Source organism: Paraburkholderia sp. BR10923 (assembly GCF_040948765.1).
GTDB classification, from domain to species: domain Bacteria; phylum Pseudomonadota; class Gammaproteobacteria; order Burkholderiales; family Burkholderiaceae; genus Paraburkholderia; species Paraburkholderia youngii.
This window is the reverse complement of record NZ_JBFPKO010000002.1, coordinates 509,975-532,488: the sequence shown is the minus strand read 5'-3', so window position 1 is coordinate 532,488 and position 22,514 is coordinate 509,975. Positions and strand designations below refer to the sequence as shown.

Annotated in this window: 20 protein-coding genes and 1 tRNA gene; 7 read left to right on the top strand and 14 right to left on the bottom strand. The window is 63.0% G+C overall.

The genetic code is table 11. The features are described 5' to 3' along the window. Positions 1–126: 126 nt before the first annotated feature. On the top strand, positions 127–1,059 hold the full coding sequence (locus AB3X94_RS05830; protein ID WP_368611001.1) for a LysR substrate-binding domain-containing protein: 933 nt from the start codon (positions 127–129) through the stop codon (positions 1,057–1,059). A 55-nt stretch (positions 1,060–1,114) separates the two neighbouring features. On the opposite strand, the gene AB3X94_RS05825 is transcribed toward AB3X94_RS05830, so the two are convergent. Further along, positions 1,115–2,242 (bottom strand): 4-hydroxyphenylpyruvate dioxygenase family protein, encoded by a 1,128-nt coding sequence (locus AB3X94_RS05825; protein ID WP_176107245.1) that lies wholly within the window; start codon positions 2,240–2,242, stop codon positions 1,115–1,117. Positions 2,243–2,515: 273 nt separating this feature from the next. Beyond that, positions 2,516–3,538, bottom strand: coding sequence for a pca operon transcription factor PcaQ (pcaQ, locus tag AB3X94_RS05820; RefSeq protein ID WP_368611000.1), 1,023 nt, complete (start codon positions 3,536–3,538; stop codon positions 2,516–2,518). 111 nt (positions 3,539–3,649) lie between these two features. On the opposite strand from pcaQ, the gene pcaH reads away from it, so the two are divergent. Together pcaH and pcaG are read left to right on the top strand one after the other, a co-directional pair. After that, positions 3,650–4,354: a protocatechuate 3,4-dioxygenase subunit beta gene (gene pcaH, locus AB3X94_RS05815; protein WP_176107243.1), complete on the top strand. Its 705-nt coding sequence runs from the start codon at positions 3,650–3,652 to the stop codon at positions 4,352–4,354. A 3-nt stretch (positions 4,355–4,357) separates the two neighbouring features. After that, a complete protein-coding gene (pcaG, locus tag AB3X94_RS05810; protein WP_176107242.1) occupies positions 4,358–4,945 on the top strand; it encodes a protocatechuate 3,4-dioxygenase subunit alpha in 588 nt (195 codons plus the stop codon). 95 nt (positions 4,946–5,040) lie between these two features. Here the strand turns inward: pcaG and AB3X94_RS05805 are convergent, their stop codons facing one another. Beyond that, entirely contained in the window at positions 5,041–5,307 is a 267-nt protein-coding gene (locus tag AB3X94_RS05805) for an H-NS family nucleoid-associated regulatory protein (RefSeq protein ID WP_176107241.1), read from the bottom strand. A 462-nt stretch (positions 5,308–5,769) separates the two neighbouring features. Here AB3X94_RS05805 and AB3X94_RS05800 point away from each other — a divergent pair, with 462 nt between their 5' ends. Continuing rightward, on the top strand, positions 5,770–6,408 hold the full coding sequence (locus AB3X94_RS05800; RefSeq protein ID WP_176107240.1) for a LysE family translocator: 639 nt from the start codon (positions 5,770–5,772) through the stop codon (positions 6,406–6,408). A 72-nt stretch (positions 6,409–6,480) separates the two neighbouring features. Here AB3X94_RS05800 and AB3X94_RS05795 read toward each other — a convergent pair whose 3' ends face one another. Next, positions 6,481–8,115 carry an acyl-CoA synthetase gene (locus AB3X94_RS05795; RefSeq protein WP_368610999.1) on the bottom strand — a complete coding sequence of 545 codons (1,635 nt, stop codon included), beginning with the start codon at positions 8,113–8,115 and terminating at the stop codon, positions 6,481–6,483. Positions 8,116–8,297: 182 nt separating this feature from the next. Between AB3X94_RS05795 and AB3X94_RS05790 the strand changes: the two genes are divergently transcribed. Then, positions 8,298–9,038 carry a Crp/Fnr family transcriptional regulator gene (locus AB3X94_RS05790; protein WP_176107238.1) on the top strand — a complete coding sequence of 247 codons (741 nt, stop codon included), beginning with the start codon at positions 8,298–8,300 and terminating at the stop codon, positions 9,036–9,038. Positions 9,039–9,056: 18 nt separating this feature from the next. On the opposite strand, the gene AB3X94_RS05785 is transcribed toward AB3X94_RS05790, so the two are convergent. Beyond that, complete coding sequence (locus AB3X94_RS05785) at positions 9,057–9,413, bottom strand: transposase (RefSeq protein WP_368610998.1); 357 nt, start codon at positions 9,411–9,413, stop codon at positions 9,057–9,059. Between the two features lie 281 nt (positions 9,414–9,694). Here AB3X94_RS05785 and AB3X94_RS05780 point away from each other — a divergent pair, with 281 nt between their 5' ends. Further along, positions 9,695–10,825: a porin gene (locus tag AB3X94_RS05780; protein ID WP_368611026.1), complete on the top strand. Its 1,131-nt coding sequence runs from the start codon at positions 9,695–9,697 to the stop codon at positions 10,823–10,825. A gap of 152 nt (positions 10,826–10,977) precedes the next feature. On the opposite strand, the gene AB3X94_RS05775 is transcribed toward AB3X94_RS05780, so the two are convergent. The 8 genes from AB3X94_RS05775 to AB3X94_RS05740 form a co-directional block, all read right to left on the bottom strand. Then, complete coding sequence (locus AB3X94_RS05775) at positions 10,978–12,126, bottom strand: porin (RefSeq protein ID WP_368610997.1); 1,149 nt, start codon at positions 12,124–12,126, stop codon at positions 10,978–10,980. Between the two features lie 886 nt (positions 12,127–13,012). Beyond that, positions 13,013–13,183: a hypothetical protein gene (locus AB3X94_RS05770; protein ID WP_176107235.1), complete on the bottom strand. Its 171-nt coding sequence runs from the start codon at positions 13,181–13,183 to the stop codon at positions 13,013–13,015. 197 nt (positions 13,184–13,380) lie between these two features. Beyond that, positions 13,381–13,468, bottom strand: a tRNA-Ile gene (locus AB3X94_RS05765). A 153-nt stretch (positions 13,469–13,621) separates the two neighbouring features. After that, the gene (gene rpoD, locus AB3X94_RS05760) at positions 13,622–16,012 is read right to left on the bottom strand and encodes an RNA polymerase sigma factor RpoD (RefSeq protein ID WP_176107234.1); all 2,391 of its coding nucleotides are present in this window, start codon (positions 16,010–16,012) and stop codon (positions 13,622–13,624) included. 91 nt (positions 16,013–16,103) lie between these two features. Further along, the gene (gene dnaG, locus AB3X94_RS05755; protein ID WP_368610996.1) at positions 16,104–17,978 is read right to left on the bottom strand and encodes a DNA primase; all 1,875 of its coding nucleotides are present in this window, start codon (positions 17,976–17,978) and stop codon (positions 16,104–16,106) included. Positions 17,979–18,095: 117 nt separating this feature from the next. Continuing rightward, complete coding sequence (locus AB3X94_RS05750; RefSeq protein WP_176107232.1) at positions 18,096–18,542, bottom strand: GatB/YqeY domain-containing protein; 447 nt, start codon at positions 18,540–18,542, stop codon at positions 18,096–18,098. Between the two features lie 233 nt (positions 18,543–18,775). Next, positions 18,776–18,988, bottom strand: a complete 213-nt coding sequence (gene rpsU, locus AB3X94_RS05745) for a 30S ribosomal protein S21 (RefSeq protein WP_008919901.1) — start codon at positions 18,986–18,988, stop codon at positions 18,776–18,778. Positions 18,989–19,056: 68 nt separating this feature from the next. Continuing rightward, positions 19,057–20,274, bottom strand: coding sequence for an NAD(P)/FAD-dependent oxidoreductase (locus tag AB3X94_RS05740; RefSeq protein ID WP_368610995.1), 1,218 nt, complete (start codon positions 20,272–20,274; stop codon positions 19,057–19,059). Positions 20,275–20,419: 145 nt separating this feature from the next. On the opposite strand from AB3X94_RS05740, the gene tsaD reads away from it, so the two are divergent. Then, complete coding sequence (tsaD, locus tag AB3X94_RS05735; protein ID WP_368610994.1) at positions 20,420–21,448, top strand: tRNA (adenosine(37)-N6)-threonylcarbamoyltransferase complex transferase subunit TsaD; 1,029 nt, start codon at positions 20,420–20,422, stop codon at positions 21,446–21,448. A 97-nt stretch (positions 21,449–21,545) separates the two neighbouring features. On the opposite strand, the gene folE2 is transcribed toward tsaD, so the two are convergent. Continuing rightward, the gene (gene folE2 / locus AB3X94_RS05730) at positions 21,546–22,352 is read right to left on the bottom strand and encodes a GTP cyclohydrolase FolE2 (RefSeq protein ID WP_176107229.1); all 807 of its coding nucleotides are present in this window, start codon (positions 22,350–22,352) and stop codon (positions 21,546–21,548) included. Positions 22,353–22,514: the final 162 nt, after the last annotated feature.

Genomic DNA, 22,514 nt, shown 5'->3' with positions numbered 1-22,514 from the left:
TCGGCTTCTCCACGCTAAACGTTGAGCGCCCGCACGAGCGCCACATGACGGGCGAGATTATTCAAAATCCGCTCCGCCCCCGTAAAGCGAGATAAAATCGCCACTTGATGCGTTTTTGGAATTAACGTGCGAAAGTTCAAGATTCCCAACATGGGCGCGCTGCTCGCGTTCGAAGCCGCGGCGCGGCACGAGAGCTTCACGCACGCGGCGCGCGAGCTGTTCCTCACCGAAAGCGCGGTGTCGCGACAGATCAATACGCTCGAAAGCAATCTAGGCGTGCGGCTGTTCGTGCGCGTCAAGCAACGCGTGGTGCTGACGCGCGCGGGCAAGGTCTACAGCGCGCAGGTGCGACGCTCGCTCGAACACCTCGATCGCGACACGCTGTCGATCATCGCGCACGGCAGCGGCGGCGGCTATCTGGAACTCGCGGTATTGCCGACGTTCGCATCGCAATGGCTGATTCCGCGCATGGCGACATTCAATGAACAATACCCGGACGTGCGCGTGAACATGGGCGTGCGTACCGCGACGTTCCCGTTCGCCGACACGCATTTCGAAGCGGCGATTCACTACGGCAAGCCGACGTGGCCGGGTACGTCGGCCGATTTTCTGTTCAGCGAGGAAGTGGTGCCGATCTGCGCGGCGAGCCTGCTGAAGCGGCCGGTCCGTAACGTCGCCGAACTACTCAGCTATCCGCTGCTTCATTCGACGACGCGACCCGATGGCTGGGCGAGCTGGTTCGCAAATTTCGGCGTCGACGACAATCGCACGATGCAGGGCGTGCGCTACGAACTGCACACGATGCTGATCAGCGCGGCCGCGGCCGGACTCGGCATTGCACTGGTACCGCGCTTCTTCGTCGACACGCAGTTGCAGCAGATCGGTCTCGTGATTCCGTTCGACGGACCCGCCGTTGCCGACGCCGCGTACTACCTCGTTTACCCAACCGAGTTGAGCCACGGCAAACCGCTCGCGAATTTCCGCGAGTGGCTGCTGCGCGAAGCGGCCGCGTACGGCGCGATTTATCCGGAGTTGGCGGAGCGGCCCGAGGGGGCGTGAGGAAACGCCAGTCGCATGGGTGATTGGATCAATCACACATGCGACCGTGTGAGACTCAGTTGGAGGCGCGCGCCTGCGCCAATGCGGCCAAATTGCCTTCGCCGAAGCCATGATGTCCCTGGCGTTGCACGATCTCGAAGAAGATCTCGCCGGCGCGACGGCGTACGAAGGTCTGGAAAAACAGCAGCGGCACGCCGTCCGCGCCGATCTCACCGTCCACGAGCACATGCGTGCGCCGCAGCCGCTCGACATCGAGCCCGTGGCCCGGCAAGCGTGCATCGAGCTGCTCGTAGTAGCGCGGCGGCGGCTCGACGAATTCGACGCCGTTCGCGAGCAGGCGCTCGACGCACGCGAAGATGTCGTCGGTGGCGAGTGCAATGTGCTGCACGCCTTCGCCCGGATGATCGGGCAGATACTCGTGCATCAGGTTGGTCCGGCGCGTGCCCTCCTCGTACAGCGGTATGCGGATCGCGCCGCACGGCGACACCATCACGCGCGATTCCGCCGACACGTGCCAATTCGCGTGCAACTCGTGAATCTCGCGGAAATTCAGCAGGTCGCGATAGAAGTCGATCCACTCCTGCATGCGGCCTTCGCCAACGGTTTGCGTCAAATGATCGACCGCGACCAGGCCGCTGCCCGCGTGACTCAGATCGGCTTCGGCCGTGTCGATTTCGATGGGGCGGAAGTCGATGTCGAAGATCGAGATATCACCGAGGCCGCCGCGCTGACCGCCGCGTCCGCGCCAGCGATCGACGAAATAGATGTGGGAATCGCCGATACCTTGAATCGCCGGAATCAGCAGTTCGCCGGCCCCGAGGCGTTCGCCCTCGAACTCCCACGCGCCGAGTTCCACCGCGCGTGCGAACGCGCGCTGCGCGTCGGCGACCCGAATCCCGATCGCGCAGATGCCGACCCCGTATTCCTCCGCGTAGCGCGCCGCGAACGAATCGGGCTCCGCGTTGATCAGGAAATTCATCTCGCCCTGACGGTACAGCGTCACGTCCTTGCTTATATGACGCGCGATCGCCTTGAAGCCGAGCCGCTTGAAGGTCTCGCCGAGCGCCTGCGGATCGCGGGCGGCGAACTCGACGAATTCGAGGCCGGCCGTGCCGAGCGGATTGTGCTCCGGCGCGATCACGGCGCGCTGCGCGGCCTCGGGAGTGGGCAAGTCGCTGGGCATGGCAATCTCCTTGTACGGTCTTTCGATGCGGTGGCCGGTCTTTCCGGGGTTCGGCGCGAACCGTTCCGGCCGCTCACGATGGGCTGCGTGACGCGTGCCCGCTCGTGGCGTGCACGCGGCGTGCCGCGGAAAAAAACGGACCGCGGCGGCTTTCGCACCGTGTTTTTACACCGGGTCGCGGGGCATTCGCAACCGTCATTTTGTACTGGTTGGTTCATACGGAGAACGGCATGCCGATGGGCGCCCGGGGCATGCGTGCGGCAGGCCGCCGGATCACTCGAGCGGCGCGTCGCCCGGGCCGCCTTTGCGCGCCGTTTTGCCGGCGGTTTTACCGATGCTTTTGCCCGCATCCTTTCCCGACACCGCCGCCATTCTGCCCCGCGCGACCTCGCGCACCGCCTCGATAAACGCGCGCCCCACCGCCGACGGCTGCGTATCCGAGCGACGGATCAGCCCCACCGGCTCGCCAGTGCCCGCAAACGGCAGCGGCAAGCGCACCAGCATGCCGTGCGCGAGTTCGTATTCGACCGCGCTTTGCGGCACGAACCACACCGCGCCGTTTTCGAGCGTCAGCGCACGCCCCGTCGATACCGACAATACCTCGACGAACCCTGACAACGGCGCCACGCCCCACGCGCTCAGCAGGCTTTCGGTCGACTGGCGGATCAGCGTGCCGAACGGCGGCAACACGATGGGAAAATCCTCCAGCGACGTGGCCGGCAAGGCCGTTCCCTGCGCGAGCGGATGCCCGGCGCGCACGACCGCGATCAGCGGCTCGGTAAACAACTGCTCGAAGCTCAGGCCGACCATCCGCTCGGGGTCCGCGAGACGGCCGATCGCGAATTCGATCGAACCCGCTTTCAGGCGTTCGAGCAATTCCGGATTTGCGCCGGTCGCGAGGCGCACGATCACGCGCGGCCACTGCGTCGAGAACTGTCTCAGCACGGGCGGAACCAGCGCCGCGGCGACAGTGGGCAGCACGCCGACTTCGAGCGTCGCGGCGGCTGCGCCCTCGGCGCGCGCCAGCAGATCGACGCCCTGGCGCAGCGCGCTCACGCAGGCGCTTGCGTGAGGCATGAAAAGCTGCCCCTCGCGCGTCGGCACCGCGCCGTGACGGCCGCGCTCGAACAGCTTCACGCCGAGAATGGTTTCCAGCTCGGCGACCGTCTTCGATACCGCCGGCTGGGTGATCGACAGACTGTCCGCCGCCCGCTGGACGCTGCCGAACTGCGCGACGGCCAGAAAGCACTGGAGATGACGAAATTTGACGCGGCTATCCGCGAGACTGCGTTGCATAACGGAAGGTTATACGAAACGGACAAAAACGTCATTTTTCATAACCGCCTGCTTTGTATAAAGTGCGAGTCATAACGCCGCATCCCCCGATTCCTCCAACGGAGACACTTCATGGAAGATTCAATTCTTTCCCCGCGAGATTTCGCGTCCCATCCCGAGTACGTCTATCCGCCGTACGGTTCGTCGGTCAAGCGCGGCCCGACCCGTCCGCTGATTCCGCTGAAAGAACGTCTGCGCGACCAGCGCGTGCCGGTCTACGGCAGCGACGACCTCGATCCGCTCGACAACGACCTGACCCGCAACGCGGTGCGCAATGGCGAGCCGCTCGGCGAGCGCATCATCGTGACGGGCCGCGTGCTCGACGAAGGCGGCCGTCCGGTGCGCAACACGCTCGTGGAAATCTGGCAGGCGAACGCCGCCGGCCGCTATGTGCACAAGGCCGACCAGCACGACGCGCCGCTCGATCCGAACTTCCTCGGCGCGGGCCGCTGCATCACGGACAACGAAGGCCGTTACCGCTTCCTGACCATCAAGCCGGGCGCGTATCCGTGGGGCAACCATCCGAACGCATGGCGTCCGCAGCACATCCACTTCTCGCTGTTCGGCGACCACTTCGGCTCGCGTCTCGTCACGCAAATGTACTTCCCCGGCGATCCGCTGCTTGCGTTCGACCCGATCTACCAAGGCACTCCGGAAAACGCCCGTGAGCGCATGATCTCGAAGTTCTCGCTCGACATTACGCAAGAGGCCTATGCGCTCGGCTACGATTTCGACATCGTGCTGCGCGGCCCGAACGAAACCCCGATGGAGCGCTAAGCCATGACGACTCTCAAGCAAACGCCTTCGCAAACCGTTGGTCCGTACTTCGCCTACGGTCTTTGCCCGCAGCAATACGACTTCGACTACAAGAGCCTGTTCACGCACGTGCTTGCCGACATGGAAGCGGCCGGCGAGCACATCACGATCGTCGGTCAGGTGTTCGACGGCGACGGCAAGGTGGTTGGCGACGCGATGATCGAAATGTCGCAGGTCGACTCGAACGGCCACTATCCGGAATCGCGCGAGGACATCCTGAAGACCGGCTTTCACGGCTTTGCGCGCGTCGGTACCGGTACGGACCCGCACAAGCGCTTCATCGTCGAGACGGTGAAGCCGGGCCGCGCGAATCCCGACGAAGCGCCGCACATCGACGTGATCCTGACGATGCGCGGCATGCTGCTGCACACGTTCACGCGCATCTATTTCGAGGACGAAGCGCAGGCGAACGAGCAGGACGCCGTGCTGGCGTCGGTGCCGGCCGAGCGCCGTGACACGCTGATCGCGCGACGCGTTGCCGGTACGGCCAACGTGTACCGCTTCGACATCCACATGCAGGGCGATCAGGAAACCGTGTTTTTCGACCTGTGATGCGCGATTCGTCGCGAAGCTCCGAGCAGTAAAAATCGAGCCCGCCTTGTGCGGGCTTTTTTTTGCGCGGACGTTTCGCGGTGCACCTGCGCGCGTTAGCAGCGGAAGTGATCGATGCTTTGTCCGGCGTGAATCGCGCGCGCGAGCCACGCCGGTTTATCGCCCTGACCGTCCCACGTGTTGCCGAACGCGTCGCGGTACAGCACCGCGGCCACGGCGTTCGCATCGGCTTCGAGCGATTCGGCCAGCGCTTCGAGGGTGATGTTGTGGTCGTCCATGCGTCGGCGAATCCACGCGATCATGCGCTCCCGGAGGTTCTCGTCGCGTTCGAACAGTCGTTGTTGTCCTTCTCGTTCTTTCATAACGTATTGGTGTCGCAGCTCTTGCTGGCATTAGACAAACTGGCAACTCGCATAACAACGCGAGGCTCGTGCTTAATTCAATTTTGAACGAAAGCAATTCGACGAATTCGCGCGATCCCTGCAAATGCGTAAAAACCCGCATTTGCAACTGATGCCTGTCAGATTCTGAATTAAAGCGCTGGGATCAAGCGAATCGGCTACTCGAAGAATAGAAGGCGCTCGAATTGCGCCCGTGTTTCGCTTCGTGCGTCGCCTCGTCGTGGCGAGGGAACTTCAGCGGATCGAAAGTGATTCTAGCATTCGATGTATTTTGGCCGCAGCAAAGAAGTTTTTCTAATTGTACTAATTGCGGGACTTCCGGGTTTTCGGTAATCGTGGCTTCCACCACCCGATTGGCGGACAATGCGAAACCCGGGATTCGCCAGAACATCTCGCATCGGCCCGACCTCAGGAGACACGACCATGCCCGCCTCGACCGCCATCCTCACGATCCTCGCCGCGCTGCTATTGGGCGCGATGAGTCCGGGACCCAGCTTCGTCATCGTCGCGCGCAACGCGATCGGCCTGTCGCGCGGCGACGGTCTCGCGACGGCGCTCGGCATGGGCATCGGCGGTGTGTTTTTTAGCGGCATCGCGCTGCTCGGTCTCTATACGCTGCTCGCGACGGTCGAATGGCTCTACGTCGGGCTGAAAGTAGCCGGCGGCGTCTACCTGGTTTATCTGGCGTCGAAAATCTGGCGCGGCGCCGCGAAGCCGCTCGCGTTCAGCGAAACGCAAACCGGCAGCGGCGTCAATCCGCGCAAGTCGTTCTGGGTCGGCCTGAGCACGCAGCTGAGCAATCCGAAGACGGCCGTCTATTACGGCAGTATCTTCGCCGCGCTGCTGCCGCAGCATCCGCCGGTGTGGTGCTATTTCGCGCTGCCGCCGGCGATCTTCGCGATCGAAGCGGGCTGGTACACGATCGTCGCACTGTGCTTTTCGAGCCAACGGCCGCGCGAAATCTATCTGCGCTGGAAGGCGTGGATCGATCGCATCGCCGCGGGCGCGGTGACCGCGCTAGGTCTGCGGCTGATCTTGAATGCGCACAAGGTCGGGATTTGACGCCAACATGAAGCGGCGCGCGCCGGCGTGACTCGCTGCGCGCCGCCCTGAAACAGCGTTAATCGCGGCGCGTTACGCTTTTCCCTCCGCCTTGATCCGCGCGCGCAACTCGAACTTCTGGATCTTCCCCGTCGATGTCTTCGGCAACTCGCCAAAGCGCACCGCCTTCGGCAACTTGAAGCCGGCCAAAAACAGCCGGCAGTGCGCGATGATTTCCTCCTCGGTCGCCTGCGCGCCTTCCTTCAACTCGATGAACGCGCACGGCACCTCGCCCCACTTCGGATCGGCCATCGCGACCACCGCCGCCACCGACACGGCCGGATGCCGGTACAGCGTGTCCTCGACCTCGATGCTCGAAATGTTCTCGCCGCCCGAAATGATGATGTCCTTGCTGCGGTCGCGGATGCGGATATAGCCGTCGGCCGTGCGCACGCCGAGATCGCCGGTATGGAACCAGCCGCCATCGAAAGCGGCTTCGGTCGCGCGCTCGTTCTTCAGATAGCCCTTCATGCAGATGTTGCCGCGAAACATGATCTCGCCGATCGTTTCGCCGTCATCCGGCACCGGCGCGAGCGTGTCCGCATCGAGCACCGCGACCGCCGCCTGCAGGTGATACCGCACGCCCTGGCGGGCGGTCAGGTCGGCGCTGAGTTGCTCGTCGAGCGCGTCCCACTCCTGCTGCTTCGCGCAGACGGCCGCCGGGCCGTAGGTTTCTGTGAGCCCGTACACGTGCGTCAGGTCGAAACCGATCTGCTTCATCTTCGCGATCACCGCGGGCGGCGGCGCGGCGCCCGCGACCATCGTCGACACGCGATGCGTGATGCCCTCGCGCCATTCGGCCGGCGCGTTCGCGAGCGAACTCTGTACGATCGGCGCTCCGCAGTAGTGCGTGATGTGCTCGCGTCGAATCAGCTCGAACACGGTCTTCGCGTCGAACTTGCGCAGACAGACGTTGACGCCCGCGCGCGCGGCCACGGTCCACGGAAAGCACCAGCCGTTGCAGTGGAACATCGGCAGCGTCCACAGATAGACCGCGTGCTTCGGCATATCCCATTCGAGAATGTTGCTCAGCGCGTTCAGATACGCGCCACGGTGATGGTAGACCACGCCCTTCGGGTCACCGGTCGTGCCCGACGTGTAGTTCAGCGCGATCGCGTCCCATTCGTCGGTGGGCGGAGTCCACTCGTAGGACGGGTCGCCGGTTTGCAGGAACTGCTCGTAGTCGGTCGCGCGGATGAACTGCGCGGCGTCGGCGGGCTGCGCATCGGCCACGCTGATCACGCGCAGTTCCGGGAATTCGAGCGCAGCGCGATGCGCGAACTCGCCGTATTCGGTATCGACGATCAACGCCTTCGCCTCCCCGTGGCGCAGCATGAACAGCAGCGTCGCGACGTCGAGCCGCGTGTTCAGCGTGTTCAGCACGGCGCCGGCCATCGGCACGCCGAAGTGCGCCTCGACCATCGGCGGAATGTTCGGCAGCAGCGCGGCGACCGTATCGCCGCGGCCGATACCGGCCTCGTGCAGCGCGCTCGCGAGCCGCCGCGCGCGCTCATACGTCTCGCGCCAGTTACGGCGGATCTCCCCGTGGACGATCGCGAGCCGCTCGCCATACACTTGCGCTGCGCGCACGAGGAAATCGACCGGCGTCAACGGGACATAATTTGCCTCGCGCCGCCCGAGGCCTTCGTCGAACATGTGCTGTGTCATTGCTTCGTCTCCTGAGGCGCGAGCCGCGCCGCCGATTGTTGTGATCGTTTTCTATGAATAACCAGGGCCTAGCCTAGCAATTGTCGTCATGAACTGTCTGTCATTCAAATGACAGAGTGGCGCCGCTAGCGCCCCGCCTTGACCTGGCTCAGCCGGAACCGCTCCCAGGACGCTTATCTCCAATGACCGTCGCTCCTTTCACCGATCGCGCCGACTCCCGCCCGCCCCAACGCGTCGCGGCCGCCGACCTCGCGCGGCTGTTCGCCACCTGCGCCTGGTTTCGCGCGCTCGCCGCCGAGCATCAGGCGATGGTGCTCGCCAGCGCGCACGCCGAGCACTTTGAAGGCGGCGCGTGGATCGCGCGTCGCCAGCAACCGTCCGACTATTGGATCGGCGTGCATTCGGGGCTCATCAAGCTCGCTATCTACAACGCGTCGGGCCGCAGTTGCACGCTGTCGGGGGTGCCGCCGGGCGGCTGGTTCGGCGAAGGCAGCGTGATCAAGCGCGAGTTGCGCAAGTACGACGTCGCCGCGATCCAGCCGTCGCTCGTGATGTTCGTGCCGTCCGCGACCTTCCATGCGCTGCTCGAATCGAGCCTGCCGTTCACGGGTTTCGTGATCCGGCAGTTGAACAACCGGATGGGGGAATTCATCGCATCGATCCAGAACAGCCGGCTGCTCGATGTGGACGCACGCGTCGCGCAATCGCTCGCGCAGCTGTTCAACCCGGATCTGTATCCGGACACGGGCCACACACTGGCGATTTCGCAGGAAGAGGTCGGTTTGCTCGCGGGGGTGTCGCGGCAGCGCATCAATCAGGCGCTGCAGAACCTCGAGAAGCTGCGGATTTTGGGTCTGTCATATAACCAGATCGAGGTGCTCGATCTCGAGCGGCTAGAGGCGTACGGACGAGAGCAGATCTAGCGACGCGGCGGGCGCGGGCTACCCGGCGCGCACGCCGCACTTGCGTGTCGCGCGCGTTTCGAGAGCGGCGTCGGTCTTGAACAGCGCGAGCATGATCGCGCTCAACACGCCCGATTTTTTCCAGCGCAGATAGTAGCGATGCGCGGTCTGGTACGGCACGTAGTGCCCGGGCATCGCGCTCCACGGTGCGCGCGTGTGCAGCACCCACATCACGCTATTGAGCACGTGGCGAATATCGATCGGTGGACGACCACGCCGCGGGACGTCGTCATTCAGGGTTTCGGGCAATAGCGGCGCGACCTGCTGCCATTGCTCGTCGGTCAACTCCTGAACGACCGGCCTCGTCCCGATGGATTCGGAAGATGGGCTATTCATGCGTGAAAGCACACGCGCCAAGCGCGTGTCGGCGTCGCTCCAAAAGTAGTGTCGATACGTCAACTCGTTCGAGACTACTCGAAGCTTGCCTGGGAGAAAGTCAACTTTTGTGATCCGAACGGCGCAATGTCAAAAATGGCAATAGGCTATTGCGTCGACGCGCTGATGGCTCGACGCGGATCGTGGTCTATCATCGGCCCGCCCGGCGCCGCCGCCCCCCGGCGCGCGCCGCGGCCGAACTAAAAGATCTCTCTCCCCACGCAGGAAATCCCTTGAGACACATCCGCTTTATCAAGACCGCCGCGCTCGTCGGCGGCGCCGCGTTTGCCGTGACGTCCGAACAGGCTTCGGCACAAAGCTCGATTACGCTGTACGGCGTCGCCGACGTCAGCGTGCGCTATCTGACGAATTCGAACGCCAAAAACGACGACCGTCTGTACATGACCAACGGCGCGATCACCAACAGCCGCTGGGGTCTGCGCGGCTCGGAAGATCTCGGCGGCGGTCTCAAGGCGATCTTCGACCTGGAAAGCGGTATCAACCTGCAGAACGGCTCGGCCTCGGATAGCCAGCGCATTTTCAATCGAAACGCATACGTCGGCGTCAGCAGTCAGTACGGCACGCTGACGCTCGGTCGCCAGAAGACGCCGCTGTTCGACCTGCTCGGCGACACCTACGACCCGCTCACGGTGGGCAACTACAACGAGAACTCGTGGCTGCCTGGCGCGCTCGGCGCGGGGCTGTACGCCGATAACGCGGTCAAGTACACGGGCACGTTCAACGGCCTGACGGTGGCCGCGATGTACTCGTTCGGCACGAACTCGGCATCGACCGGCGCGGGCGGCTTCTCGGGCCAGGTGCCGGGCCATCTCGGCGCGGGCAACATGTACGGCTTCACGCTGTCGTACGTGGCGGGTCCGCTGTCGGTCGCGGCCGGCGTGCAGCAGAACAGCGACAACAGCAATCACAAGCAGACCATCTTCAACGCGAACGCGGTTTATGCGTTCAGCTCGACGAAGCTGTACGTCGGCTATCTGCATTCGAAGGACGACACCGGCTTCGTCGACAGCGCGCTCGCGCAGCAGACGCTCGTGCCGGGCGTCGATATCGTCCAGGGCTCGGGCCGCATCGACAACGGACCGTTCGCCGGTGTCACGTGGCAGGCCACGCGCGCGCTGACGCTGACGGGCGCCGCGTACTACGACCACATGTCGAACGCGGCGATCGGCAATGGTCAGGTCGGCGGCGGCTATCGCTATACGTTCGTCGGGCTGGCCGAGTACGCGCTGTCGAAACGCACCGAGGTGTACGGCACCGTCGATTTCGACAAGGTGTCGGGCGCGGCCTCGGTCGAACTGCCGGGCCGCAATAACCAGACCGGCGTTGCGCTCGGTCTGCGGACGATTTTCTAAGGCTACGGGTCGTCATCGAAAAACGGGCGTCCCCAGGGACGCCCGTTTTTTTGGCTCTCGCATACGGAAACCGGCTTACCGGTCTGCCGCGGGCATAAAAAAAGGTGCCGCGAACGGCACCTTTCTGTACTACAGGCAGCTTCTGCTGAAGCTTAGAAGCGGTGACGCAGACCGACCGTAGCAGCCGTCTGGTTCTTCGACGACGAGGTCGGAACCGTGTTGTCGCCGCTGTAGATCGAAGCCACACCGCCGTCGCCCATTGCGTGCTGGTACACAGCCTGAGCGTAGACGTCGGTGCGACGCGACAGCGAGTAGTCAGCCTGCAGGCCGATCTGGTGGTAACGGGTCTTCATGTCGTTACCGTCGGCGTTGATGCCGTAGCCGCGTGCGTCGGTGAACGTGTACGCAACGCCGAGAGCCATCGCCGGGGTCAGGTTGTACTTGCCGTTGATTTCGTAGTTGTTGGTGTGGCCTTGACGCTGAGTAGCCGCTGCGCCGACCAGGTTGTCGATGCGCGATTGCGTCCATGCCACGCCGACCAGCGCCGGGCCGAAGCCGTACGAAGCGCCTGCGCCGAACTGACGCTGACGGAAGTTGCCGGTGATCGGGCCTGCCGAGTTCGCTACGACGCCGTCCGATGCGCCGGTCAGGTTCGTGCGAGCGTTCGGGTTGTTTTGCTGAGCGTAGGCAGCACCGAGGTGCAGGCCTTGCCACTGGTACGCTGCGCCCAAGCTGTACTGACGGTTGTTTGCGAAGCCGCCAGCCTGGTTCGAGAAGCCGTACGTGCCGCCGAACGTGAAGCCAGCGTAGTTAGCGCTCGAGTACTTGATCGAGTTGTTGACCGACAGACCACCGTTGGTGTTCAGGTTGTCGTTGTTGAACGGGTGCGCGAAGTACGTGCCGCCCCAGCTGCCCGTTGCGGTCAGCGGTGCGAGGTAGTCCTGCGCTGCGTCGTACTGGCGACCCAGCGTGACCGTACCGAATTGCGCGCTCGACAGGCCGACGAAGGCCTGGCGGTTGAACATGCCCTTGTTGTTGGCGAACTGGCCGTTGTTGATGTTGAAGCCGCTTTCCAACGTGAAGATTGCCTTCAGACCGCCGCCCAGATCTTCCGAGCCACGCAGGCCGAAGCGGCTCTGGTCGATGCCGCCGCTGTTTGCTGCCCACTTGGAGCTGCCAGCAATGTTGCTGGTGTAGGTCAGACCTGCGTCGATCAGACCGTACAGGGTCACGCTGCTTTGTGCGTGAGCGACCGAAGCGAACGATGCGGCAGCCGCAACGACGATGAGACTCTTTTTCATGGGAACTCCAATTCGAAAAATTTATACGGGGAGCAGGACCTGCCTCAGCAGCCGATGCATCGCATCCGCCGCCGCCCGCTTGGCCGACCCGTTCGGATCGACCGGGCACCCTTGAAGCGAAGCGTGAGTGTAGGGGGACACCCTGGTATCGACGCCGACAATTCACGCAACAGGATTTTTCGAATTTCGCAACAATGTTGGGGCCGGCGGGAATAACTTGTTGTTTTTCCAACGTTTATCGCAAGATCTAAGTGCCGGATCGCCAGCCCCAGCCAAAACGAATTTGCAACGCGCCAATATTCTAAGTTGTGCGTTTGCAACAGTGGTTTAATACGCGTGACGTAATCGGGTCGGAGCAAACTGACGAAAAGTCCGTCGATATTTCTTGGAATCGAACGGTTCGAATGATGGTTTTCCGCGTTTGTTTGAAATTTATTTTGCGATGGCCGGAACTTAATGGAGTTAATGCAGTCACTTTCGCGCATATAGCAATTAATCGTTTCAGGCGGGGCCGATTAACTTGTCGAATCGATAAGACCGCTTATTCACTTGATCTTTATTGGCCAGCTCAAGCAGTTGCTGCCACTCCCCGGCAGCACATCGGTTCGAGCCTGCCTCGTCGAATCAGCATTCACTTTTGGGAAACCGCCATTGCGACGGTCTTCTATTTCACGCTTTGTCACGTCTCTATAAAATGCGCTCGCGACTAAGCGAAGAAGCCTTCAGCACGGGCATTGCCCGGAGGTGAATTGCGGGCGCCGGCCGCCGCGTGACAAGACCCGTGCTGAAAGCGGACGGCGTGCATCAACAAGCCTTCCTCATTCAATTAACGGCCGGGCGGCACCCGCATTTACACGGACTTTCCCTGATTACGCGCGAGCACCGCTTATGGCTTGCGGGGAGCGCGCTTGAGCGCCTCCTCGTCCTCGGGCGAGGAACCCGGCGCGAGCGGGTCAGTGTCGGGCGGCGTGTCGGGCAATGGACGCGGCTCGCCGTCGGATTCCTCCAGCGGCCGGTTCGGAGGCGCGACGGGATCGATGGTTGGGTCGGTTTGCATGACGACCTCCAGGCGGACGGGAATAGCTCCCTACGCTGGATGCGCAACGGCTATTCCTGCGATCGCTGGCAGTTCGCCCGCGGGGGCGCCTGTAGAAATTGCGCTGGCTCGAAACCGAACTTGCAACGCCATGCCCGATGAAGGCCGCCCCAAAAACAAAAAGGGTTCCGGAATTCGGAACCCTTTTTTCGATACTTTGGTGGGCCGGGTGGGGTTCGAACCCACGATGTCCTTTCGGAGGTGGATTATGAGTCCACTGCCTGCAACCAACACGGCGTCCAGCCCAAGAAAAAAGACCCGGTCGTGAAGGCCGGGCCCGTTTCGTCGATTGGCCGACATACTACACGAAAAAGGGGCCTGCGCAACCGCTTCGCTTCCGCGAAACGACCGGGCGTCCCCTTCCATCGCATCATGTGCGGCCAGCCGCGGCCGCCGCCGTCAATTCCCTTCGAGGAACGACTTCAGCTTGTCGGAACGGCTCGGATGACGCAGCTTGCGCAGCGCCTTCGCCTCGATCTGACGAATCCGCTCACGCGTCACGTCGAACTGTTTACCGACTTCTTCGAGCGTGTGATCGGTGCTCATCTCGATACCGAAACGCATGCGCAACACCTTCGCTTCGCGCGGCGTCAGCGAGTCGAGCACATCCTTCACGACGTCGCGCATGCTCGCATGCAGCGCGGCATCCGCCGGGGCGACCGTGTTGGTATCTTCGATGAAGTCGCCCAGATGCGAATCGTCGTCGTCGCCGATCGGCGTTTCCATCGAGATCGGCTCCTTCGCGATCTTCATGATCTTGCGGATCTTGTCTTCCGGCATTTCCATCTTCTCGGCCAGCGTTGCCGGATCCGGCTCGAGACCGGTTTCCTGCAGGATCTGACGCGAGATGCGGTTCATCTTGTTGATCGTTTCGATCATGTGAACCGGAATCCGGATCGTGCGCGCCTGGTCGGCGATCGAACGCGTAATGGCCTGGCGAATCCACCACGTCGCATACGTGGAGAACTTGTAGCCACGACGGTATTCGAACTTGTCCACCGCCTTCATCAGGCCGATGTTGCCTTCCTGAATCAGGTCGAGGAACTGCAGACCGCGGTTCGTGTACTTCTTCGCGATCGAGATCACGAGACGCAGGTTCGCCTCGGTCATCTCACGCTTTGCCTGACGCGCCTTCAGTTCGCCGGCCGCCATCTGACGGTTGGTTTCCTTCAGGTCCTTCAGCGGCAGTACCACGCGTGCCTGCAGATCGAGCAGACGCTGCTGCTGTTCGCGGATCGCTGGAATGTTGCGCGTGAGGATCGCGCTATATACATGCCCCTCCCCGACGATCTTGTCGGCCCATTCGAGATCCGTCTCGCTGCCCGGGAAACGCGCGATGAATTCCGCGCGCGGCATGCCGCACTTGTCGACTACGGTATGCAGGATCTGACGCTCGACCTGACGCACTTCATCGACCTGCGCGCGCAGCGTGTCGCACAGACGCTCGACGGTACGCGCGGTGAAGCGGATCGTCATCAGCTCGTTCTGGATGGTTTCCTGCGCCTTCAGGTACGACTTGGACTTGTAGCCTTCCTTCTCGAACGCGCGACGCATCTTGTCGAACCATTCGCTGATCAACGCGAATTTTTCGAGCGACGCGCGCCGCAGCGCTTCGAGCTGTGCGGCGTTGGCGGTGGCTTGCGCCGAGCCATCGTCCTCTTCCTCGTCCTCTTCGTCCTCTTCCTCGGCTTCCTCGTCTTCGTTCTCGATCGCTTCCGCTTCCTGCGCGGAGAAGCCGTCGGCGTCTTCCGCGTCGGCGTCGATCAGACCGTCGACGAGTTCGTCGATGCGCACTTCGTCGTTGGCGACGCGCTCGGCCATCGCGAGGATGTCGGCGATCGTGGTCGGGCACGCGGAGATGGCCATCACCATGTGCTTCAGGCCGTCTTCGATGCGCTTCGCAATTTCGATTTCGCCTTCGCGCGTAAGCAGCTCGACCGTGCCCATTTCGCGCATGTACATGCGCACGGGGTCGGTAGTGCGGCCGAATTCGGAGTCGACGGTGGACAGCGCGACTTCGGCTTCCTCTTCGACTTCATCGTCCGACGAAGCCGCGGGTGCGTTGTCGTTGAGCAGCAGCGTTTCGGCGTCAGGGGCCTGTTCGTAGACGGCGACGCCCATGTCGTTGAACGTGCTGATGATGCCTTCGATCGCCTCGGTCTCGGTGAAGTTGTCCGGCAGGTGATCGTTGATTTCAGCGTACGTGAGGAAGCCGCGCTCCTTGCCGAGCTTGATCAGCGCGCGCAGCTTGGAGCGACGCTCCTCGAGTTCCTCCACCGTGCCAGGCTGCGACGACGCGAACGCATCCTTCAGCAGCGCTTTTTCCTTTGCACGACGGTCGCGAGCCTTGACCTTTTCCACCTTGCCCGGTGCGGCGGCAGCGGTTTCTTCGGCCTGGGTTGCATCGTCATCGACGGGTACTTCATTCAGCTTTTTCGTCATGGAGTTCGCCGTACCGGCTGTAGTCTCGACCCCCGGCTGTTGGACAACAGCCGGATGAACCGTGGATACTGAAGTCACGCGCGCTGCCGCATCGTCCTGAACGGCAGCCGCTTCCCTTGCGCTTCTGACACCCGCCCGCTTGGCAGCCGGCGGTGCTACAGCTTTCGCCGCCCGAACCGGTGCGGCCTGCGCGGCCGCAGTGGTCGACGACTTCTTCCCGGCAGCTGGCGCAACGCTGACAGCAGACGTTTTTCTGGCGGATGCAGTCAGCCTGGCTTCGGTAACTTTTCCGGTGCGCTCTTTAGCGCGTGAGCCAGTTGTCTGATTTCCGCCTGTCGTCTTTGCCATCGCATCGCCTTTCGCCTTTGCTAGGAAAACCCTTGAAAAAACAAACCGCTAGAAACTTTTGATTATAGCACCCGAGGTTTTCGCCTCTCCGCTACAGGCCGAGTTGACGCTTCATGTCGGCCCGCTTCCGGTTGAGCTCCGAAAACTCGGCAAACTCTTCCGGCGTATGTCGTGACTGTCGCGAAAGCTGATCGAGACGATCGCAATAAGCGTCGTATCGCATCTTCAAAATCGCGGCCTTCAACTCCTCGCCGACGATTCGTTCCTGCTCGCGCCGTTCCTCGATGACGGCCGCGTCCTGCGGGTCTTTCAGCAGCAAATCCCGGACGTTTTCATCATAGTCTAGAATTTTGCGAAAGATTTCCTCGAAAGTTGGGGCGTTCGCACCATTTCGCAAGAGATCTGACAACAACTGGAACGCCGCCGAATCGCCGAGGGCGCGCGCGTGCGTCGTCACTTCCGCGAACAGTTCGCCGTGCCGGGTCACGGTGAGCAGCGCCTCTTCGGCCTCTTCGTCGAGCATCGCGACCGTGCGCGGATACATCACGAGATTGCGCAGCGTCTTTTCCTCGATGCCGGTCACGCTGCGGCGATCCTTGCGGGCCGGCGCCTCGCGCGCCGCGGCCGCGATCCGCGCATCGACTTCGCAAAGCGCCGCGACTTCGCTGAACGGCACATCGAGCCGGTCCGCAAACATATGCATGATCTGCGCGCGCAGCGCATTCGCCGGCAATGCCTGCAGCAGCGGCTTTGCGTCGAACAGCGCGCGGGCTTTGCCCTCGGGCTGATCGAGCTCCTTGCCGGTCAGCACCTCGTTGAGCATGAACTGCGACAAGGGCATCGCCCGTTCGACCTGCTCGGCGAAAGCCTCGCTGCCGAACTCGCGCACGTAGCTGTCGGGATCGTGCTCGCTCGGCAGGAACAGGAAACGGATCGTCCGGTTGTCGGCGGCATGCGGCAGGCACGCATCGAGCGCGCGGCGTGCTGCACGCCGGCCGGCCGCGTCGCCGTCGAAACTGAAAATGACCGTATCGGTCTGGCGCATCAGTTTCTGCACATGAATCGGTGTGCAAGCGGTGCCGAGCGTCGCGACCGCGTTCTGGAAGCCCAATTGGGCCAGCGCGACCACGTCCATATAACCTTCGACGACCAGCACGTAGTGCTGCTCTCGAATCGCCAGACGCGCCTCGAACAGCCCGTACAGCTCGCTGCCCTTGTTAAATAGCGGCGTTTCCGGCGAATTCAAATACTTTGGCTCGCCGCCGTCGAGCACGCGGCCGCCGAAGCCAATCACCTGCCCTTTGACATTGCGGATCGGGAACATGATCCGCTCGCGGAAGCGGTCGTAGCGGCGGTTCTGACCCTGCGCGTCGGACTTTTCGCTGACGATCACGAGACCCGCTTCGACTAGCGCGTCGTCGCGGTAGTTCGGGAACGCCGCCTCGAGGTTTTGCCAGCCTTCGGGCGCGTAGCCGAGACCGAAGCGCGCGGCGATTTCGCCGGTCAGACCGCGCTTTTTCAAATATTGGATCGCGCCCGGCGCACCGCGCAGCTGCTTACGGTAGTAGTCGCAGGCGGTCTGCATGAGATCGGACAGCGCCGTGGTGACCGCCTTCGACGGCGCCGGCGCGTAGCCGCCGCCAGCTCCGCCACCACCGCCATATCCGGGCGAAGGCTCGTTCGGCACAGTTAGACCCACCGATTGCGCGAGCTCGTTCACCGCTTCGGGAAACGACGCGCCCACGTGTTCCATCAGGAACCCGATGGCCGTGCCATGCGCACCGCAGCCGAAGCAGTGATAAAACTGCTTAGTCGGACTAACCGTAAACGAGGGGCTCTTCTCGTTGTGAAACGGGCACAGCCCCATGAAGTTCGCGCCGCCCTTTTTCAGCTGCACATACCGGCCGACCACGTCGACGATATCGACGCGGTTGAGCAGGTCCTGCAGGAATGACGGTGGGATCACAGTAATTAACGCTGCCTGGAAAGCTTCAAAATCCAAGCCCGGAGTCCGGGCCCGACACCGCGACCGGGCCCCGCGCCCCGTCTTTACGAGGCGCGCGACCCGGACAAATCGACAGGGTTACTTCGCGAGCGCGGCCTTGACCTGCGCGGAGACGGCGGTCATGTCGGCGCGGCCGGCCAGCTTCGGCTTCAGCACGCCCATCACTTTGCCCATGTCCTGCGGGCCGGCAGCACCGGTTTGCGCGACCGCCGCCTGCACTTCGGCAACGATTTCCGCTTCGGACATCTGCTCAGGCATATAGGCGGAAAGAATGGCCAGCTCGGCCTTTTCCTTGTCCGCGAGATCCGTGCGTCCGGCGGCCTCGAACTGGCTGATCGAATCCTTGCGCTGCTTGATCATCTTGTCGACCACGGCGGTTATGCCGGCATCGTCGAGCGTGACCCGCTCATCGACTTCACGCTGCTTGACCGCGGCGAGGAGCAGGCGGATCGTGCCGAGACGCTCGGTCTCGCGCGCCCGCATGGCAGCTTTCATATCGTCGTTGATCCGGTCCTTGAGACTCATCACTCACCTGAATTGCGTTGAAAAGTTGAAAAACCGGCCGGTCGATGACGGCGATACCGCCGCATCAGCACGAAAACCCGCTTGGGACTTCTTCCTCAAGCGGGTTGGCGCAATATGCGTAGTGGATGCGACCCTGCCGGCTGGCCCGATGGGCCGGGTTTGCCGTGATGGCACTGTGGTGCCGCCATCGGCTGGGATGCTGCCGCGCCGCGTACAGCGGGGCAACGCCAGAATCAGTAGAGCTTTTTTGGCAGCATCTGGCCACGCAGACGCTTGAAATGACGCTTCACCGCCGCCGCTTTCTTGCGCTTGCGTTCGGCTGTGGGTTTCTCGTAAAACTCGCGAGCGCGAAGTTCCGTCAGTAAGCCGTTTTTCTCCATGGTGCGCTTGAAACGGCGCATGGCGACTTCGAACGGCTCATTGTCTTTTACGCGGATGGTCGTCATTTTTCAATAACGGAACTTTGTAAAGGTTCAGGAGTATAGCAGAGCTTTCTCACAAAGCCATTGCGCCGTCAAGCCCTCCGGGCATATTCGGCGGCCGCCTCCCCCGCCGCCACACCCGACGCCCACGCCCACTGGAAGTTGTAGCCGCCGAGCCAGCCGGTCACGTCGACCGCCTCGCCGATGAAGTAGAGACCCGGCACCCGAGCGCTCATCATCGTCGTCGATGACAAACCGCGCGTATCGACGCCGCCGCGCGTCACTTCGGCCTTGCGATAACCCTCGGTGCCGTTCGGCGTGAGCGTCCAGCGCGACAGCGCCTCGCCGATGCGGCGCAGCGACTTGTCCGGCAGATCGGCGACTCGAGCCTCGGCCGCCACCTGATGAGTGTCGAGCCACACGTGTGCGAGCCGTTGCGGCACCCATTCCGATAGCAGATTGGCGATCTGCCGCTTCGTGCCGTTTTTCGCGTCGATGAGCGCGGCCGCGGCGTCGCGCTCCGGCAGCAGATTGATGTGAATCGGCTCGCCGGGCTGCCAGAAGCTCGATATCTGCAGCACCCCCGGGCCCGACAGGCCGCGGTGCGTGAGCAGCAGATCTTCGGTGAACTCGGCGCCGGTCTTCTTGTTGCCAGTCGACAACTGGACTTCGAGGGACACGCCCGACAGCGCCGCAAACGGCTCCCAGTCGGCCGGCGCGAAGGTCAGCGGCACCAGCGCGGGGCGGGTGTCGATCAGCTTATGGCCGAACTGCTTGGCGATGCGGTACGCGAAATCGGTCGCGCCGATCTTCGGGATCGACAGTCCGCCCGTCGCGATCACGAGCGCACGGGCGGCGATCGTGTCCGCCGTCGTGCCGAGGAGGAATCGCCCTTCGGCGTCCTGGCGAACTTCTTCGACCGACAGCGGCGTGCGCCATGCAACGCCCCCAACGTCGCACTCGCTTTTAAGCACGTCGATGACCGCGTCGCTCGACTGATCGCAAAACAGCTGGCCCTTGTGCTTCTCGTGCCATGTCACGCGATGTTGCTTGAGCAGCGCCATGAAGTCGCGCGGGGTATAGCGTGCAAGCGCCGAGCGGCAAAAATGCGGATTCGCCGACAGATAATTGGCCGGCCCCGCATACAGATTCGTGAAGTTGCAGCGGCCACCGCCGGATATGCGGATTTTTTCCGCGAGACGCTGCGAGTGGTCGATCAGCGCCACACGCCGACCAAGTTGACCGGCAACTGCAGCGCACATCATGCCGGCCGCGCCCGCGCCGATCACCGCGATATCGAAGGATTCCATGGGGCCGCATTGTACCTGCCGGGCCCACGCGCCCGTGCCCGTGCGCTGCCGGCCCCCAGCGGCTGCTGGTCCGCGCTGGTATACTTTCAGGCTTACCTTTTACTTTCGGACGCGCATTGCGCGCGCCCGTCTCAAGCGATTCATCATGCTCGTTCTCGGCATCGAAAGCTCCTGCGACGAAACCGGTCTCGCGCTCTACGACACGGAGCGCGGCCTGCTCGCGCACGCGCTGCATTCGCAGATTGCGATGCATTGCGAGTACGGCGGCGTCGTGCCGGAGCTTGCATCGCGCGACCACATCCGCCGTGCGCTGCCGCTGCTCGAAGAGGTGATGGAGCGCGCCAGCGTCGCGCGCGGTGACATCGACGCGATCGCCTACACACAAGGCCCTGGGCTCGCGGGCGCGCTGCTGGTCGGCGCGAGCGTCGCCAATTCGCTGGCGATGGCGTGGAACAAGCCGACCGTCGGCATTCACCATCTCGAAGGGCATTTGCTGTCGCCGCTGCTCGTCGACGAACCGCCGCCGTTTCCGTTCGTCGCGCTGCTGGTGTCGGGCGGCCATACGCAACTGATGCGCGTGACGGATGTCGGCGTCTACGAGACGCTCGGCGAGACGCTCGACGACGCCGCCGGCGAAGCCTTCGACAAAACCGCCAAGCTGCTGGGCCTCGGCTATCCGGGCGGCCCGGAAGTCTCGCGCATGGCCGAGTTCGGCACCCCCGGCGCAGTCGTGCTGCCGCGCCCGATGCTGCATTCCGGCGACCTCGATTTCAGCTTCAGCGGCCTGAAGACCGCCGTACTCACGCACGCAAACCGGCTGGGCGGCGCGAACATTTGCGAACAGGCCAAGGCCGATCTCGCGCGCGGTTTCGTCGATGCCGCCGTCGAAGTGCTGGCCGCGAAATCGCTCGCGGCGCTCAAGCGCACGAAGCTGAACCGGCTGGTGGTGGCGGGCGGCGTCGGCGCGAACCGGCAGTTGCGCGAAGCGCTGTCGGCCGCCGCGCAGAAGCGCAATTTTTACGTGCACTATCCCGACCTGTCGCTGTGCACGGACAATGGGGCGATGATCGCGCTGGCCGGCGCGCTGCGTCTGCAACGCTGGCCCGAACAGGCCGTCAACGACTATGCGTTCACCGTGAAGCCGCGGTGGGATCTGACGTCGCTCGCGCACTAAACCGGCACCCCAAGACGATAAAAAGCCGCTTTAAAGGCGGCTTTTTTATGGGTTCAATGCTTTTGCAACGAAACGGCGTAGACCGATGCAGAACGTATCAGGCGAGGCGCTTGTCCTGCTCGATCACCGCATAAGCGCTGTGATTGTGAATCGACTCGAAGTTTTCGGCTTCGAGCACATACGCGACGATGCGCTCGTCGGCATTCAGACGCTGGGCAACGTCGCGCACGAGGTCTTCGACGAACTTCGGATTTTCGTACGCGCGCTCGGTAACGAACTTCTCGTCCGGACGCTTGAGCAGACCCCACAGTTCGCACGACGCTTCTTCCTCGGCGATGCGGATCAACTCTTCGACAGCGACGTCGCCGATCAGCTCGGCATCGATCGTCACGTGCGAGCGCTGGTTGTGCGCGCCGTACTGCGAGATTTTCTTCGAGCACGGGCACAGGCTCGTGACCGGCACCAGCACCTTCAGAAACAGCCGCGTCGCGCCATGGCGGGTCTCGCCGGTCAGCGTAACTTCGTAGTCGAGCAGGCTCTGCACGCCCGACACCGGCGCGGTCTTGTTCACGAAGTACGGGAATGACACTTCGATGCGGCCCGCCTCGGCCTCGAGCTTGTCGAGCATGGCCGCGAGCATCGTGCGGAACGTGGCCGGTTCGAGCGGCGCCTTGTTCTCTTCGAGCAACGCGACGAAGCGCGACATGTGCGTGCCCTTCTGCTCGGCCGGCAGATGCACGTCGAGATTCCACGTGCCGACCGTCGGCTGCACTTCATCGGCTTGCGTGCGAACCGTCAACGGATGACGCACGCCCTTCACGCCGACTCGCTGGATCGGAATCTGGCGCGTGTCGGGGGTGCTTTGCACGTCGGGCATCACGAAGGCGGGATTCATCTGATTCATTCTTTTGTCCTTTCTGGAAAGCGCCGGGCTGCGTCAAGGTCTCGCTGCATCGGCGACGATCGCGCAGCGAGCTCGAAGCGCCCAGCGGCCGTGCAGATCAGCGCGCGCAACGGCGAACGCCGGCTGCCGCCGGCGTTGGGTGACGGGCCGCAGGACCCGTCG

What these genes read in the sequence shown, in the direction of transcription:
- pcaQ (WP_368611000.1), bottom strand. Translation starts at nt 3,538, where the DNA reads ATGCAACGCAGTCTCGCGGATAGCCGCGTCAAATTTCGTCATCTCCAG.
- AB3X94_RS05750 (WP_176107232.1), bottom strand. Translation starts at nt 18,542, where the DNA reads ATGAGTCTCAAGGACCGGATCAACGACGATATGAAAGCTGCCATGCGG.
- pcaG (WP_176107242.1), top strand. Translation starts at nt 4,358, where the DNA reads ATGACGACTCTCAAGCAAACGCCTTCGCAAACCGTTGGTCCGTACTTC.
- AB3X94_RS05740 (WP_368610995.1), bottom strand. Translation starts at nt 20,274, where the DNA reads ATGGAATCCTTCGATATCGCGGTGATCGGCGCGGGCGCGGCCGGCATG.
- rpsU (WP_008919901.1), bottom strand. Translation starts at nt 18,988, where the DNA reads ATGACGACCATCCGCGTAAAAGACAATGAGCCGTTCGAAGTCGCCATG.
- AB3X94_RS05775 (WP_368610997.1), bottom strand. Translation starts at nt 12,126, where the DNA reads ATGAAAAAGAGTCTCATCGTCGTTGCGGCTGCCGCATCGTTCGCTTCG.
- AB3X94_RS05825 (WP_176107245.1), bottom strand. Translation starts at nt 2,242, where the DNA reads ATGCCCAGCGACTTGCCCACTCCCGAGGCCGCGCAGCGCGCCGTGATC.
- AB3X94_RS05795 (WP_368610999.1), bottom strand. Translation starts at nt 8,115, where the DNA reads ATGACACAGCACATGTTCGACGAAGGCCTCGGGCGGCGCGAGGCAAAT.
- tsaD (WP_368610994.1), top strand. Translation starts at nt 20,420, where the DNA reads ATGCTCGTTCTCGGCATCGAAAGCTCCTGCGACGAAACCGGTCTCGCG.
- AB3X94_RS05785 (WP_368610998.1), bottom strand. Translation starts at nt 9,413, where the DNA reads ATGAATAGCCCATCTTCCGAATCCATCGGGACGAGGCCGGTCGTTCAG.
- folE2 (WP_176107229.1), bottom strand. Translation starts at nt 22,352, where the DNA reads ATGAATCAGATGAATCCCGCCTTCGTGATGCCCGACGTGCAAAGCACC.
- pcaH (WP_176107243.1), top strand. Translation starts at nt 3,650, where the DNA reads ATGGAAGATTCAATTCTTTCCCCGCGAGATTTCGCGTCCCATCCCGAG.
- AB3X94_RS05800 (WP_176107240.1), top strand. Translation starts at nt 5,770, where the DNA reads ATGCCCGCCTCGACCGCCATCCTCACGATCCTCGCCGCGCTGCTATTG.
- AB3X94_RS05790 (WP_176107238.1), top strand. Translation starts at nt 8,298, where the DNA reads ATGACCGTCGCTCCTTTCACCGATCGCGCCGACTCCCGCCCGCCCCAA.
- rpoD (WP_176107234.1), bottom strand. Translation starts at nt 16,012, where the DNA reads ATGGCAAAGACGACAGGCGGAAATCAGACAACTGGCTCACGCGCTAAA.
- AB3X94_RS05805 (WP_176107241.1), bottom strand. Translation starts at nt 5,307, where the DNA reads ATGAAAGAACGAGAAGGACAACAACGACTGTTCGAACGCGACGAGAAC.
- AB3X94_RS05770 (WP_176107235.1), bottom strand. Translation starts at nt 13,183, where the DNA reads ATGCAAACCGACCCAACCATCGATCCCGTCGCGCCTCCGAACCGGCCG.